Origin of the sequence: uncultured Campylobacter sp., assembly GCF_905373215.1 — a bacterium.
In the GTDB taxonomy this organism is placed as follows: Bacteria; Campylobacterota; Campylobacteria; order Campylobacterales; family Campylobacteraceae; genus Campylobacter_B.
On sequence record NZ_CAJPRT010000001.1, the window covers coordinates 89,686 to 103,950 of the forward strand.

The 14,265-nt window shown below is 50.8% G+C and carries 14 protein-coding genes; 4 read left to right on the plus strand and 10 right to left on the minus strand.

Features of this window, described 5'->3' with window-relative positions:
• Positions 1-32: 32 nt before the first annotated feature.
• Positions 33-1,682: a sensor histidine kinase gene (locus QZ176_RS00430; RefSeq protein ID WP_295150185.1), complete on the plus strand. Its 1,650-nt coding sequence runs from the start codon at positions 33-35 to the stop codon at positions 1,680-1,682.
• A gap of 1 nt (position 1,683) precedes the next feature.
• Positions 1,684-2,364 carry a response regulator gene (locus QZ176_RS00435; RefSeq protein ID WP_295150187.1) on the plus strand — a complete coding sequence of 227 codons (681 nt, stop codon included), beginning with the start codon at positions 1,684-1,686 and terminating at the stop codon, positions 2,362-2,364.
• A gap of 342 nt (positions 2,365-2,706) precedes the next feature.
• On the opposite strand, the gene QZ176_RS00440 is transcribed toward QZ176_RS00435, so the two are convergent.
• Positions 2,707-3,357 (minus strand): thiol:disulfide interchange protein DsbA/DsbL, encoded by a 651-nt coding sequence (locus tag QZ176_RS00440; RefSeq protein WP_295150190.1) that lies wholly within the window; start codon positions 3,355-3,357, stop codon positions 2,707-2,709.
• A gap of 162 nt (positions 3,358-3,519) precedes the next feature.
• Here QZ176_RS00440 and QZ176_RS00445 point away from each other — a divergent pair, with 162 nt between their 5' ends.
• Complete coding sequence (locus tag QZ176_RS00445; RefSeq protein ID WP_295150192.1) at positions 3,520-4,362, plus strand: substrate-binding domain-containing protein; 843 nt, start codon at positions 3,520-3,522, stop codon at positions 4,360-4,362.
• A gap of 168 nt (positions 4,363-4,530) precedes the next feature.
• Here the strand turns inward: QZ176_RS00445 and QZ176_RS00450 are convergent, their stop codons facing one another.
• Positions 4,531-6,303, minus strand: coding sequence for an aryl-sulfate sulfotransferase (locus QZ176_RS00450; RefSeq protein ID WP_295150195.1), 1,773 nt, complete (start codon positions 6,301-6,303; stop codon positions 4,531-4,533).
• A 255-nt stretch (positions 6,304-6,558) separates the two neighbouring features.
• On the opposite strand from QZ176_RS00450, the gene QZ176_RS00455 reads away from it, so the two are divergent.
• Positions 6,559-7,536: a hypothetical protein gene (locus QZ176_RS00455; protein ID WP_295150198.1), complete on the plus strand. Its 978-nt coding sequence runs from the start codon at positions 6,559-6,561 to the stop codon at positions 7,534-7,536.
• Positions 7,537-7,748: 212 nt separating this feature from the next.
• Here QZ176_RS00455 and QZ176_RS00460 read toward each other — a convergent pair whose 3' ends face one another.
• From QZ176_RS00460 to QZ176_RS00495, 8 genes are all read right to left on the minus strand, one after another.
• Positions 7,749-8,036, minus strand: coding sequence for a hypothetical protein (locus tag QZ176_RS00460; protein ID WP_295150199.1), 288 nt, complete (start codon positions 8,034-8,036; stop codon positions 7,749-7,751).
• 8 nt (positions 8,037-8,044) lie between these two features.
• Complete coding sequence (locus QZ176_RS00465) at positions 8,045-8,353, minus strand: arginase family protein (protein WP_295150202.1); 309 nt, start codon at positions 8,351-8,353, stop codon at positions 8,045-8,047.
• 460 nt (positions 8,354-8,813) lie between these two features.
• A complete protein-coding gene (locus tag QZ176_RS00470) occupies positions 8,814-9,572 on the minus strand; it encodes an SDR family NAD(P)-dependent oxidoreductase (RefSeq protein WP_295150206.1) in 759 nt (252 codons plus the stop codon).
• A 121-nt stretch (positions 9,573-9,693) separates the two neighbouring features.
• Complete coding sequence (locus QZ176_RS00475) at positions 9,694-10,260, minus strand: flavin reductase family protein (protein ID WP_295150209.1); 567 nt, start codon at positions 10,258-10,260, stop codon at positions 9,694-9,696.
• A gap of 162 nt (positions 10,261-10,422) precedes the next feature.
• On the minus strand, positions 10,423-10,896 hold the full coding sequence (locus QZ176_RS00480; protein ID WP_295150211.1) for a hypothetical protein: 474 nt from the start codon (positions 10,894-10,896) through the stop codon (positions 10,423-10,425).
• A gap of 241 nt (positions 10,897-11,137) precedes the next feature.
• Complete coding sequence (locus tag QZ176_RS00485) at positions 11,138-12,550, minus strand: hypothetical protein (RefSeq protein WP_295150213.1); 1,413 nt, start codon at positions 12,548-12,550, stop codon at positions 11,138-11,140.
• Between the two features lie 118 nt (positions 12,551-12,668).
• The gene (locus QZ176_RS00490) at positions 12,669-13,274 is read right to left on the minus strand and encodes a tannase/feruloyl esterase family alpha/beta hydrolase (RefSeq protein ID WP_365951367.1); all 606 of its coding nucleotides are present in this window, start codon (positions 13,272-13,274) and stop codon (positions 12,669-12,671) included.
• Positions 13,241-14,251: a tannase/feruloyl esterase family alpha/beta hydrolase gene (locus tag QZ176_RS00495; RefSeq protein WP_295150214.1), complete on the minus strand. Its 1,011-nt coding sequence runs from the start codon at positions 14,249-14,251 to the stop codon at positions 13,241-13,243. The genes QZ176_RS00490 and QZ176_RS00495 overlap by 34 nt, the downstream gene beginning before the upstream one ends.
• Positions 14,252-14,265 lie beyond the last annotated feature (14 nt).

Genomic DNA, 14,265 nt, shown 5'->3' on the forward strand with positions numbered 1-14,265 from the left:
TAAATTTAGACCGATTTTGCTATACTCGCCGCATGAGAGCCTTACGCGAGCATAATTTTAAAATTTACTTCATCATCATTTTCGCAAGCCTTTTCGTGGTGCTTTTGGGCGTGAAAAACTACGAGGACGCCAAGGCGCAGATCACGGCGCTCGCGGATAAAAACAAGATCGCCGCTAGCGAAAATATGGTGGGGAATTTCTCGTTTTGGCTGGACGAGCGGCTGCACTCGCTGGTGCGCGCGGCTAAATTTATAGAAAACGCGGGCATCTCGCAAGACGGCGAAAAGCTGGGCGACTTCATACGACTTTTCAAAGAAAACTCAGCAGAATTCGACGCCTTACAGTTTTTGCGCGAAGACGGAGAAATTTTCGTAGACAGTAAGGAATTAGGAGGCTATGAAACTATGTCAAAGAGCCTGCGCACGGGGCTTGTATGGTTTGAGGAGACCAAAAGCACGCTCGCGCCCACGGTAAATTTTATGCAGCGCCATAAAACCTTAGGCGAGCCGACGTTAAATTTATGCGTGCCCGTGCTGGACGGCGGCTCGTTTGCGGGGGTGTTTTGCGGCGTAGTGAAGCTGCAAAACATACTAAAAAATATGGAAAAATTTAAGCTCGCGCCCGATTCATACGCTTTTATCGTCACCCACGGCGGCGAAATTTTAACGCCGATGAAGGATGCGGCGCTAAAAAAGCAGATCGAGGATAAATTTAAAGAGCTTTTTTTGCGCGACGAGGACATCACGAGCATAAAAATCGGCTCAAATTTCATCTCCGTCGCCGAGATCCCCACGCTAAACTGGTTTATAGGCGCAGGAACGGATAACGAAAAGGAGCTCGCCGCGCTGCTTAGCTCCGCGCTAAAAAATGCCCTCATCCTACTTTTTGCGTTCGCGGCTTTGGCGCTGGTGGCGAATTTCTTACATAACTTTATGTACTCAAAAATCAAAAACCTACAAGACGACTACGAAGCCCTACTCAAGCACAAAGCGCGCATGAGCGAGGCGGGCGAGCTAATCAGCGGCATAAATCATCAGTTTATCCAGCCGGTTAATTCGCTAAATTTGATGATCTCAAGCTTGCTTATGTTACAAAAAGACGGCAAACTAGACGCCGCGACGCTAGAGAGTATGCTGCAAAAGGGACAGGCTGCGACCGTGCTTTTAAGCGATACGATCGAGATTTTTAGAAATTTTTATAAAAGTAGCGACGCTCCGCAAAAATTTAGCGTGCAGCGCTGCATCAAAGACCTGCTAAAGCTCATGCATACCGAGCTTAGCAAGGCAAACGTCTCGGTAAGCTTGCGCGAGTTTAAAGACGAAGAAGCCACGCAGCGGATGGGCATCGTACAGCAAATTTTACTCATCCTCATACACAACGCCAAGGACGCGGTCGTTGAGCGGTACAAAGAGCAGATCGCCAAGCGGCAAGTTTTTTTGGAAGTCAAATTTGAAAACGGCATGTGCAAGATAGCCGTCACAGACTACGGCAGCGGCGTGAACAAGGAGCTTCGGGATAAAATTTTAACCCAGCCAAAAACAACCAAAAAGCAAGGAAGCGGAATCGGGCTGTATTTTGGCAAAAGGCTAGCAAACGAAAAGCTTTCAGGCGACATTAGGCTGCTAAGCGCGGGCGATCCGACGACGTTTGAGCTGAGCTTTGAGATAAATTTAAAGGAGTGAGATGCAAGAGCACTTAAAGCTGCTTAAAGACCTGACCGTCCTCATCGTCGAGGACGACGAGATCGCAAGAGAGCTGCTAATAGGTGGACTAAAGCCCTACTGCCTAAGCGTCTGGGGCGCGGGCGACGGGCTGGAGGGACTGGAGCGATTTAAAAAGCTAGCCCCCGCCATCGTCATCACCGACATCCACATGCCCGCGATGAACGGCTTTGAGATGATGAAGGAGATGATACGCGTCAAACCCGCGCAAAAATTTATCGTCTTTACCTCCTACGACACCGACGACAACCTCATCAAAAGCATCGAGCACGGCGCGGCGTCGTTTCTAAAAAAGCCCGTCGATATCGCCGCTCTGTGCCGCCTGCTCGTGGCTCTAACCTACGAAAAGGACGAAAAGCTCGTGCGCCTGGGCCCGCAAACCAGCATAAATCTCGCCAAAGAAAAAATCTACAAAAACGGCGAGGAGATCTATCTCTCGTTTTTGCAAAACAAGCTCTTTTGGCTCTTCGCGTATAATCTAAACAAGCTCGTGAGCTACGAGATGATCGAGGAGTTCGTCTACGAGGGCGAGCTGCCTAGCAAGGGCGCGATACAAAACGTCGTGCTGAGGCTGAAGCGGGAGCTGGGGGTTAAATTTAAAAATATCAGTGAAAGCGGATACATCTTATTAAGCGGCGAGTAAATTTAACTTTGCGGCTTGCCTCGCGAGCGTCTTTAACGGAGCTAGTAAAAATTTAGCTCGGCGGACTACCTTGTCCAGCCCACGCTAAATTTTTACGTCGCAACCCTTAAATCCATCTCGCGATACTTCGCCTTGACTTTTTACGTTCAAATTTTGAAGTCAAATTTGTAAATTTTAGCTCAAATTTTACTCGCCGAGATCCGCGCCTTGAAAACATAAAATTTAGTCGCTATCGTGCCGTACTGCTTAGCGATAAAATTTGTTAGAAGCCCTGCGGCCAAATTTAACGCGGTGCATAAAACAAAATTTGCTTTGGCGCGGCTAAATTTAATGCGACAAGACCTATTTCGCCAGCAGCTCTTTTACCGCGGCGGCCATTTCATCGACGGAGCCGAACGAGGAGGTGTTTAAGAGATACTTGCCGCTCACGACAAACGCCGGCACGCCCGAAATCACCGCGACTTCGTAGCCCCCGTCCCACTGCGCGAGCAGAGCCTGCGCCTTTTTGCTGGCAAGCGCCGCTTCATATTCGCTCTCGCTCACGCCTGCGGCATCCAGCGCGGTTTTGATGAACCTTTGCTTATCGCTACCGCCACCAAAATCATCCTTTTTGTCGTGGATCGCTTTGTAAATCGCGAATTTCGCCTTTTTAAATTTCGACTCATCACTTAGCAGGCCCACATCGTCCTTTTCATCAAGCACGATGAGGGCTGCGAATACGCCGCTTGCGGTCTGTCCGAACACGCCTTTGGTCTTTAGATGCCACGGCAAAAACTCCGTCCCCTCAAGCTTCTTTATCAGCTGCGGTGTGACCGTCCTATCAAACGCATAGCAGTGCGGGCACTCGTAGTTAAAAATTTTGACGACGCTGTTTTTCGGCACGTTTAGCGGCTTTTGCAACACTTGATAATTAACGCCCTCCTCTAGCGCGTTTGCACCTGCGCTAATCAAGCAAACGGCGGCTAAAATTCTTAAAAATTTAGCGATTTTCATAAAATTCCTTTGCGGTAAATTTTAAGGATTGTATAAAATAAAGGGTAAATTTGAAATAAAATCTAAGCAACGAGCTTCTTTTTTAATTCTTTAACCATTTCGAGTTTAAGTTCCTTGGTTGTATAATGCCTGAAATTTTACATTTCAAAACAAGGAGTAGTTATGAAAAAGTCTATTTGTATCGCGATTTTGCTATGCGCCAGTTTGATGGCGAGTGAGTGCACCGCAGTGTATGGAGATGGAAAAACAGAGCTAAAGCTTGCTACGGGAAGCCCTGGAGAGCTTGGGCTACTCGAAGTTTTATCTAATGAATTTAGCAAGGCAAACGACACCAAAATTTGCTGGATAAAAGCAGGAAGTGGCCAGACTCTCGAACTTTTGAAAAATAAAAAGATAGATATCGCTATGGTTCACGCTCCAAAGGCGGAAATAAGCGCCGTAAAAGAGGGCTGGGCTACGCAAAGGACGTTGATCGGATCAAACGAGTTTTTTATCGTAGGGCCTAAAAGCGATCCCGCAAAGATAAAAACCGCCCAAAACGTAACAGAAGCCTATACCGATATAGCCAAATCCCAAAGCCTTTTTTACACCAGAGCGGACAACTCCGGAACTCATAAAAAAGAGCTTAGTATCTGGAAAATGGCAAACATCACTCCGCAAGGCCAGTGGTATGAGGCAAATAAAGATTTTATGTTAGCGACTCTTTTAAAAGCCGATAAAAACGGAGCATATTTTATGAGCGATAGCAGTACTTGGGTCGTGGCGAAAAAAGATATAAAATCCAGCGAAATTCTATTTCGCGGCGATAAATATCTAATAAATACGTATTGCGCCCTAAGACAAAACGATAGCGATACTACCGAAAGCAAGAAATCGAGAGATTTTATAGATTTCGTAGCCTCAAGCGCAGGGCAAGAGATAATTAAAAATTATGGTAAAGACAGATACGGCGAAGGGCTTTACAACGACGCCGCATACGCTCAGAAATATTTTATAAGCGAGTAGAATTTAAGTCTTAAAAGATGAAATTCGGCAAATTTGATAAGCCGAATTTCAACGACGCGGTGGGTAAAATTTAAGCAAGCGGGTTAAATTTCAGACTGAATTTAACCCGCCGCGTAAATTCTAAATTTACTGCGGCGATCGCACTAAATTTAATCTCGGTGCGAAATTTTAATAATCAAATATATTCGGATCGATCACCATCGCGCGGTAGGCTACGTCGTCTCTGGATGCAGACTCCACGTCCATCTCAAATTTGACGTCGTTTGTTTTTGGATCGATCTCCACTAGCACCATTTTGATCGTCTTATCGGGCTTTAGCAGATAGACGTTAGAGCTTGAGATGAAGTAGGTGCTTTTATCCTTTTGCCACTCCACGTCGCTCGTAACCGCGCTATAGAAGTCAAATCCGCGCTCCTTGCCAAACTCCCACGTCTGCTCGACGGTGCCCTTTTGCTCGTCGATCTTGTACTCGACCGCGCGCGAGTATTTTTGCTCTTTTAGCGCAGGTTGCTCCATACCGCGGCCGTCGCCGTTGTCAAATACGCTGATGTGCTTGATTGGGCCCTTGTTATCGTAGCGCGGAGTGAGCCACGCGGTGTGCTGCGTCCACGACCAGTCGAAGTCGCCCTCGCACCTTGAGTTTTCGCATTTGATTTTGTTGCCGTTTTTATCGACCGGAACGAGCACTTTTTCTTTAAAGTCCGCGCTCCAGCCCTCAGGCGATGCGAGGATCCATTTTACCTTTTTGTCGCGGCCGATCTTGACGATGCCTTGGTGGCGAAGCGAGAGGATGATGCCGTCGTCGCTAGGATCGTGCGAGATCGAGTTTACGTGCGCCCAGTTGCGTCCCGTGCCGGTCGAGGTTACGTCGCCGAAAGGCAGATCGTCGCTGATCTTGATCTCTTTGGCGTCCATGTCGATATTTAGGCAAACGGCGCGAGCGTCAAGAGCCTTGATGAGGTTGCTGCGGTAGACGTTTTTTCCGAAAATTTCATTCAGATCCCACTCGTCCACGACCTTGCCGCTGCCGTCCACTTCGATGATGTGATCTCTGATCGTGTGCGAGAGCCTGCCGTCTGCGTGGTGGTAGTTGTATTTACCGACGCGAAGCAGCAGATGATCGCCCTTTAGCGGCATCACCTCGTGGCTAAGGTCGATGTAGCCGCGCGGTAGCTCGCGGTTATACACCCCTTTGCCCATCATATCGTAGCGCATATATCGCTGCGCCATACCCCAACTAAGATCGCCGTTTGGCAGCTGATGAAAGCCCATCATCATGCCGCCGTCCATCACCCTGCGCTCGCTGCGGTCGTAAAATTTCTGATAGTCCAGATACCATCTGACCTCGCCCTGCGTATCGACGACGAAATTTTCGGTGAAATCATTCCAGCTGGCAGCACCCCCGTTTTTCCAATCAAGCGGCTTATAGACGCTCGTGATAGTGTTGTTGATGAGATAGAGCCTGTTTTTAAACGCGGGGTCGACCTTTTTAACCTTCATCTTTTGCATGTGGCTAAATCTATAATCGCGGCTATAGGTCACGATCGGCTGAGCGTAAATTTTATACTTTTCGACCTTCTTTTCGCCGTTAAAAACGTAGTTTACTTCGACCTCGTTTAGATAGTCCGGATACAGCCCCCAGATCGGCACGCCGTCGTGCGTCAGTAGCGCATGCTCGGAGACGTTATAGGCGATGTCGATGCCGCCGCCAGGTTTACCCAGCACCCGCACGTGGACATCCTTGATATCCTTGCCCGCCCTATCGATGATAGCGGTTAGAGGCGCCACGTCGTATGGGTTGATAAACACCGAGCCAAGCTCGCCCTGCACCTTCACGTGATGCGCTAGTACGGCAGCGCTCGCCGTCTGCGGCACCGCTATAAACGCGCCGCCCACCAAGACCGTAGCCAAAACGATAGAACCGAAAAAATTCTTACGCATATTCGCTCCTTTTGGGTAAATTTATCAAATTTTACTACGCAAAAATCGCTTCAAAATCGCGCCCGCATAAAGGCTTGCTTAAACGAGCAGCGGGCGCTTTAAATTCTCTTAGCCATTATATCGCAATTTCGCGGCAGAGCGAAATTTTGCGAGCAGGCTGGACGAGGCGCAAAACCTAAAGCGGAATTTCACCGCTTAATCCGTTTTTACTCGCGCGTCTGCTAAAATTCCTCAAATTTAACCAAAGGGCGGTAGATGAACAAAGAGAAATTTGAAACGCTAAATCCTAGCGAAAAGCAAAATTTGATGCTTAAAATTTCAGCCGCGCATCCGCGGTTTAAATTTTTAAATTTGACTACGTTTAGCTGCGGCGGCGACAGCTTCGAGACGGGCATTTTTGATTGCAAGGGAAGCGAATTCGTTTTTATTCCAAGCGACGAGCCCGTGCTCGGATGGGATGATTTCGCCGTTTTGGATGAAATTTCGGCGACGAAAGTCAAAGAGCAGTGCGAGTTTTGCGGCAGCGAGCAGAGCCTACGCGAATACGTCGCGCAGCAGACCTCGCCTCTTCGCCGCGCCAAAATTCCAGCAATGCTAGCCGAGCGCAGGGCGGGCGAGCTTAGCTGGGTTGAGGCCAGCGCGGACGATGCGAGGCTTAAGGCTTACGAGCGCGATATAGAGCAGTTTTTGCGCGGCGAATACAAAAGCTCCTCGGTGCTAACCCTTAGCGGCGCGCTAAAGCTGGTGCGCGAGGATGGCAAAATTCGAGCGTTTTTGTTTAGAGACGTGACGCACGAGGAGCTTGAGGCGAGCCTGCAAAAGGACGGACTTAGCCTGCCTAGCGAGGATGAGTGGGAGTATCTGGCGGGATGCGGAGCGCGCACGCTTTGGCGTTTCGGCGACGAGCCGGATCCGAACGAAGTCGCCCTGCCGCACGAGAAACAGCCGAAGAGCCCGAAATTTTCGCTATTTGAGCCAAATTTATTCGGGCTATTCATCGCCTCTGATCCTTACGCCGTGGAGATCGTAAGCGCGCCTGCGTACTTTAAAGGCGGAGACGGCGGGTGCGCATTTTGCGGCGGCGCGTCTTTGTTTGAGAGCCTGTTGCCCGCTTCGCCATTTTATGCTATGGATGAGGCGATGCGGCAGGATCATTTGGATTTTCTTAGCGGCGGCGAGCTAGACAGCGCGATTTATAGGCGCATCTTTAGGCTAAAGCGCGAGCTGTTTTAGCCCGCCTAATACGGCCGCTAAGGCTTGCCTCGGCCAAATTTGGGTTTAAAATTGACGACAAATCTACGCAAAAGCCGTCCAAATCGGGCTCTGCGTCACTTAAATATATCCATAACCTCAAGCGTCCCTCGCAGCCTAAACTCATCAAAGGGCAGATGCTCCGCGATGCTAGGCCCGCTCACGTCGCAGCTTTGATTTATGAGGCGCAAAATTTATTTTAGCTCGCTCATTTTCATCCTGCCGCCTCCGTCGCCCGTGAGCTCGGGGTTTGCGAAGTATGTCGAGTGAAAAAACGCAGCGTCCAAAACGTCGATATCAAGATGGATCAAAACGCGTTTAAATTTAGCGCAAAAAGCCGCTATCTCGGCGTGTGGGATAAAATTTTTATCTTGGATTTTAAATTTAACGCCGAGATTGTTTAGATATTTTTCTTGATAGTCGTGAAGCCCCTGAAGGCCTACGTAGAGCAGGTTTTGCGGCTCAAACGCTCCGTTTTTCATAAGCGCTCTTAGCCCCGCGCGCCCTGCTCTAGTAGCGTGCCGAGCACCATGGCATGGGCATACGCGTAGGCGTCTTGCGGCGTAGAGACGTCCGAGTGCGCGTCCAGCCAAACGATGCCCGTCTCGCCGTATTTGCCGTACAGATAATCAAAAGGCGCGAGCGAAACGATGCAGTTGCCGCCTATCGTGATGATTTTATCTGGATTTTCGCGCTCTATCAAATTTAGCGCGCTTTTCACGCCCGCTTCGACCTCATCTCTGGCGTAGATGCCGTCTTTTACAGGCTTTTTCTCATCGTTTGGAGCAGAAATCGGCACCCTGATAAGGGGCTAATCGTCGTTCGGCGGTACGATGAGGCAGAGTAGCTGCGCGCCGAAATAATACTCATCAAGCCCGCCGCTTAGAAAATCCGGATAAAGAAGTCTAATCGTTTTCATATCTTGCTTTCGTGTTTTAAATTTGCAAGCCGCCTTGCGAGGCTGCGCCGCCATAACGCCTAGCTAAATTTGACCGCGAAGCGCCGCTAAATTTGAACTCGTTAAGGCTAAATTTAAGCCGCCGCCTTTAGAAGCCGAGGCGAGCGCGAGAAAGCGAAACGCAAAGCTCGCGCACTATCTCGCGCAGGGCGGTTCCCGTAGCTCCCGCGACCAAAGCCATTTTACCCATTTTCGCTCCTTAAATTTCTTTAAATTTTAACGCGCTTTGCGGTCAAATTTAGCTCAAGCGCTACGTTGCGCGAATTTTTACGCCTCATCGCGCGACGCATAATGCATAAATTTAGCGTTTGCCCGCGTAGTCAAATCGCGCAGCCACCAAGCTAAACTCGAAGCTGTTTCGATCCACCGCGCCCACACACGCGTCGCTGTCGTAAAGCGTAAGCAAGAATTCCGCCATCTCCTCGCTTGAGTGATAGCGCTTAAAAGCCGCGTCGTAGTCGTAGCCCGCGTCATCCGTCGCCATGGGACCGAACTCCGTCCTAGTCGCGGCGGGCGCTAAAACTTTAGCCTGCATTTTGGCCTCTTTATCCTGCGCCAGCTCTCGGTGCAAGCCCTCGGTAAAGGCGCTTACGAAAAACTTGCTCGCGCAGTAGGTAACGACGTTTGGTACGATGCTGTAGCCGCCCACGGAGGAGACATTGATGAGCTGGGCGGGCTTACGCTTGTAGTCGCGCACGAAGAGATGGCTTAGCAGCGTGAGCGAAATGACGTTGAGACGTAGCATCTGCGAGATTTTGGCGAGATCGCGCTCGCCGACCGCGCCGCAATCCCCGAAGCCCGCATTGTTTATGAGCGCCTTTAGTTCGTAGCTTTTTAGCTCGTCCCAAAGCGCCAAGACGTTCTCGCTACGCGCAAGGTCGCAAATTTTAATCACGACGTCTGATTCAGGCGAAATTTTAGCGATCTCGTCCTTTAAGTTTTGCAGAAGCTCCGCTCTGCGCGCGATTAGGATCAAATTTTCTCCTCGCCCGGCAAAGGCCTTTGCCGTAGCTGCTCCGATACCCGAACTTGCGCCGGTGATGACGATATATTTTTTCATTTTCTATCCTTTCTTGGTTTTTTCAGTTTAAAATTTTACTAAAGCTCGCCGCGTATTCACGCGCGCGCTCGTCTTAAATTTACAAATTTGCCAGCATTTTGCGGGGCGTTTTATTCGTCGCTTATGGGGGCGTGCGCTTGGTATCTACCGCTTTGCCGTCAAGATAATACCGACCGCCGGCGACGTAGTGGAGCGTTTTTAGCTCGTCAGGGATCTTTTCGAACAGCCAGTGCCTGCCGTCAAATATCCGCTCGTCCGCGTATGCCGCGACGACCTCGCCTATGAAAAGATCGTAGCTCTGCTCGTTGCGAGGCTCGGGGATACGCTTGCAAACGAGCCATGCAGCGCAGCCCGCGATCAGCGGTACGCGGGAGTCATCTTGATAAAAAATTTCCACGTTTTTCATCTTGTCCGCGTTATCAAAGCGTGAGTTATTTTCGGCGCCCAGCTCGCTAAGCGGCTCCGCCTGCGCGGCCGTAGGGATCTGCACGGCGAAATACCCGCTCTTTTCAATGAGCGTCCTCGTGTACGAGCCGTTGTGCGGCACGATGGTAACCTTGTCGTAGTCAAGCGCCTGCGCCCACGTTATCGCCATCGCATTGACGTCGCCATCGTATTTGGCCGATACGAGCGTGGTCGCGCCGGGGTTTGGGATATGATTTTTGTAGATCGACTTTAATGACCTCAATTTTTACTCCTTTGATTAAAATTCATCGGCGGCGCGAAAAATCGCTCGGTAGTAGCCCCCTAAATTTCGTCTTAAGCTCTACTGAGCGAGCCTAAGCCTCGGCGCGCTTGGATTAAATTCTTTCGCGGCGCGCGAAATTTAGCGGGCTTAAAATTTCACCCGCTATTTTCTGCGGATCTTATAGCCCTTGCCGCTTTTTGTTTTTAGCAGCGAAATTTTTCCGTCCTTCGAGACGTAGTAACCGCCCTTAACTTTGCTTAAAATTTCGCTCTGCGGCAAGCTCGCCCAAAAAATTTCTACCCTGCTTTTATCCGCGGAAAATATCCCGTAGATCGCAAGCGTAGCGTTATCCGGATCAGCCAACCTCACGTCCGCGACATCAAAGACCTGCACGCAGCCGTTTTTCATCTTTGAAAAGCTCTGGCCCGCGGCGATCAAGCAGCCGTGCTCGTCCGTGCCGCCGCCTACCATCGGCCCCTGCACGGCGGGCACCTTGCAGACGCCCTCACTCGTGCCGCAGTCCGCAGCCGCGCTTTCGCTCCTCTTATCCGCCTCCCTGCCTATCTTTGCATCGTTCGCCGCGCAGCCGCACAAAAGCGCCGCCGCAAAGACCGCGATTAAAATTTTACTTCTCATCTTTACTCCTTAAATTTATTCTGCCCTAATAAGCGCAAATTTAATGCCACAAAGGCGCAAATTAAAGCTTTCATTAAAACCGCGCAATTCTACCGCCGCTCAGCTTAAATTTTATCCATGCGCCCGCCAAAGCTCGCTTCGGCGTTAAATTTTAAATCTCGCGCGCCGCGCCCAAACAAAGCCCGATCGCGCAGTGTCCACACGCTGTTTTTCATCATAGCGACCGCGCCGCTTCGTTTGGCTAAAATTCCGCGTTTTGCTCCCAGATACGCTCTTGCGACTTCGCATCCGCCGCCGCAAGCTCTGCCAGCTTGCAAAATGCCTCCCGAATCTCCTCGCGCTCCATAGTGTCGATGCTATGCTTGGCGTCTATCGCGTTAAAAACGGCGATAAATTCTTTTAAAATTTCGGTCTTCTCGGTCTTGAGCTCGTCGCTTGCGGATTCTGCTTCTAGCGCGCTTAGCTTCTTATGCGCGCCTGCATAAGCCCTCATCGCCTTTCTAGCAGTCGCCGCGCCCACGCCCTCTCTGCCGTCCCAGCGGCGCAGCGGGTTGTTTAAATTTGCCGCCAGCCACTGCTTGCTTCGCGGCTGCTTGATTACGAGGCTTTCTATGTCTTTAAACTGCGCTCTAGCCGCCTCGCAAGCGCCTTTAGGCACCGACCAGAAACAAAGGCGTTTTAGATGCGGCAGCTGCGCCCTAGTCGGAAAGCGTTCAAATCCGTAAACGTCGCTTAGCCAGACGTCTTTTAGGTGTTTAAATTTGGCAAGCGCGTCGATGTTTTTTAGCGTGCCGCCCTGCGCGTTAATGAAAATTTCGCGCAAATTCGGAAAGCTCGCCGCAACGCATGCGAGATCAATGCACTCGCCGCGCTGCGAAAATATCTGTAGATCGCGCAGTTTTTCAAGTCCGCGAATGCAAAATCCGCCGCCGCTTAGGTTTAGTTGGACGCTCAAAAGCTCGCCGTCAAAAGGGCAGCGCACGCTTTTTAGCCGCGCGATATCGCCGTTTATCACGAGCCGCCACAGCGAGCCGTTTAGCGTGATCTCCTCCGTGCCGCTCGCATGCAAGACGAGCTGCTGTAGGTGCGTGCGCGAGATATCCAGGCTTTTGGCGGCACAGCTTAGCTCAAGCTGCGTCATCATCGGCGTCGCTTCTAAAAAATTTTTCAAATTTTCATCCCAAACCGCGCTTTTCATATCGTAGCAAAACGGATTTTGCCGCGCTAAAGCGGCGTAGAATTCCCTGCTTTGCGGCTGCGAAATTTCAAGTTTTTGCTTGCTAATATATTTAAATTTAGCGCGGATCTGCTTCGGCAGCTTATTCCACGCAAGCTGCATGCAGATCTGTTCGATGCTTTGCAGGCTCACGCACTCCGGCGGCTCGCAAATCAAAGCGGCGTTGCCAATGAAAACGGGCTCGGCGTCTAAAATTTCATCTGCGCCGAGATAAAATTCCCCGCGCTTCCAAAAGTGATGATCGAAGTAAAACGGCTTGAGCCTTTCCGCTTCTTTTAGCCCGAGCGGCACGCTCGCAAAGCCGTCCAAAACGAGCGCGACTAGCCCCACCTGAGCGCTTAGGATCTGCGCGGTAAAATACGCGTCCCGCCTCTTAAGCTTTACGGCGAAGAGATCGCCGGTTTTCGGTTCGGTCATTTCCGTCCTTTAAAATTTTAATCTGTCCGCACCCGTTTGACGAGCGTGGATTTTAACGGAGCTGCGAGCTAAATTTAGCCCAAACGCTCCGTTGCTAGGTGCCGCTTCAAATCAAATTTTATCTGCATTCAAAGCTACTCGCGTTATTTTCGTCGCCGCCTACGTAGGTAGCCACTTTTGGATACGCGCAGACCTCGATCTGCTTGCCGGCACGGCTCGCGCTTTTGCCCAGCAGGCTAGAAGGAGCCGTTCCCTGCTCGCGCCACGCTTCAAGCGCGCTTAGCGGATCGACGTCATCGATACCGTTGCCGCCGCCGCAGTGATTCATCCCCGGCAAGGCAAAAAATCGCGCAAACTCATCCGCGTTCGCGTTCGTTTCTTGTAGCTTTTTGAACCAATCGCGCTGATCCATCGCCGAAAACACGGGATCGGAAACGCCCGTTACGATGATGAGTTTGCCGCCGTTAGCGCGGAAGCTATCTAGCTTGGTCGAAATCGCATCGTTTATCGCTGCGGTCTCGAACGTTCGCTCTACATCCTTATCGAAATCAAAGCTCATCAGATCAAACTCCGGTTGCGGCGGCGTCAAGAAATAATAATTCATCGAACCCTTTGAGAGCACGATATTTCTAGCATTTGGCTCTGCCGTTTGCGAGTCGCCAAGCTTCCACATGCGCCAGCCGGGCTGATTTATCCCGGCATCGTAAAACCAGTCGCTGTAAATTTGCTCGCCCTTGCTGTTTTTTGCGCCCTCAAAATCGCCTTTATCGCAGAAATTTTATCTTTGGGCAGATCAAGTCCGCTGGGATCGAACTCGCAACGCTCCCAAGCGCCGATGATTCCGTCTTTTAGGCCGTCTAGCGCGTCGCATTTATCCAGAACCGCCATGCTTAGCTTATCCAAATCCTCCTGCGTAAGGGCGTTTGCAAAAATTTTCTCCCCTGCAGCGTTTTTAGGCGCGATCTTCATAAGCTGCCGGTTGTCCCACTGCTCCGCAATCGCCGCGCGCGAAAGCCTAAAGCCGGGATTTGCCGCGATTACGCCGTCAAATTCCAGTGGATACCTCTGCGCCGCCATCAAAGCCGAGCGTCCGCCGTTTGAGCAGCCCATAAAGTAGCTGTGTGCGGGCGCTTTTTTATACGCTGCAAAAACCAGCTGCTTTGAGACGCTCGCGACCTTGCCGATAGCCTGATAGGCATAGTCTAACCGCGCCTGCTGCTCAAGTCCAAACTCGGGCGTAGGCGTAGGATGTCCCGAATCGGTCGTGACGACCGCATAGCCCCTCATAAGCGCGGGCGTTGCAGTGCTAGTGCGGATAGGCACGGCGCCAAGAGCCGGCGCTACGAAGCCGTCCAAACCGCCTCCGCCCTGAAATAGCAGCTTGCCGTTCCAGTCGCCCGGCAAGCGCAGCTCAAATTTTATGCCGTAATGCTTGCCGTCCGAGCCCGTGCGGGAGGCTATCTCACCGTGAATTATGCAGTGCGGCGCGGCTTTTAGCGTCTTTTTGGCTCCGCCGGTTAGCGCAAACATCTTATCAGCGCCGATTTCGCCGCTTTGATTCCAGATCGCTTCGCTAATCTTTGTATCGTAAATTTTCGTGCCCTTTAGCGCCGCGCAAGCCCGCTCGTCAAAATCGCTCGCAAGCGCTCCCTGTAGACCCAAAGCAGCCGTAAAGGTTGCAACTAAAATTTTATATTTCATTGCCGCTCCTTTTG

What these genes read in the sequence shown, in the direction of transcription:
- QZ176_RS00430 (WP_295150185.1), top strand. Translation starts at nt 33, where the DNA reads ATGAGAGCCTTACGCGAGCATAATTTTAAAATTTACTTCATCATCATT.
- QZ176_RS00435 (WP_295150187.1), top strand. Translation starts at nt 1,684, where the DNA reads ATGCAAGAGCACTTAAAGCTGCTTAAAGACCTGACCGTCCTCATCGTC.
- QZ176_RS00440 (WP_295150190.1), bottom strand. Translation starts at nt 3,357, where the DNA reads ATGAAAATCGCTAAATTTTTAAGAATTTTAGCCGCCGTTTGCTTGATT.
- QZ176_RS00445 (WP_295150192.1), top strand. Translation starts at nt 3,520, where the DNA reads ATGAAAAAGTCTATTTGTATCGCGATTTTGCTATGCGCCAGTTTGATG.
- QZ176_RS00450 (WP_295150195.1), bottom strand. Translation starts at nt 6,303, where the DNA reads ATGCGTAAGAATTTTTTCGGTTCTATCGTTTTGGCTACGGTCTTGGTG.
- QZ176_RS00455 (WP_295150198.1), top strand. Translation starts at nt 6,559, where the DNA reads ATGAACAAAGAGAAATTTGAAACGCTAAATCCTAGCGAAAAGCAAAAT.
- QZ176_RS00460 (WP_295150199.1), bottom strand. Translation starts at nt 8,036, where the DNA reads ATGAAAAACGGAGCGTTTGAGCCGCAAAACCTGCTCTACGTAGGCCTT.
- QZ176_RS00470 (WP_295150206.1), bottom strand. Translation starts at nt 9,572, where the DNA reads ATGAAAAAATATATCGTCATCACCGGCGCAAGTTCGGGTATCGGAGCA.
- QZ176_RS00480 (WP_295150211.1), bottom strand. Translation starts at nt 10,896, where the DNA reads ATGAGAAGTAAAATTTTAATCGCGGTCTTTGCGGCGGCGCTTTTGTGC.
- QZ176_RS00485 (WP_295150213.1), bottom strand. Translation starts at nt 12,550, where the DNA reads ATGACCGAACCGAAAACCGGCGATCTCTTCGCCGTAAAGCTTAAGAGG.
- QZ176_RS00495 (WP_295150214.1), bottom strand. Translation starts at nt 14,251, where the DNA reads ATGAAATATAAAATTTTAGTTGCAACCTTTACGGCTGCTTTGGGTCTA.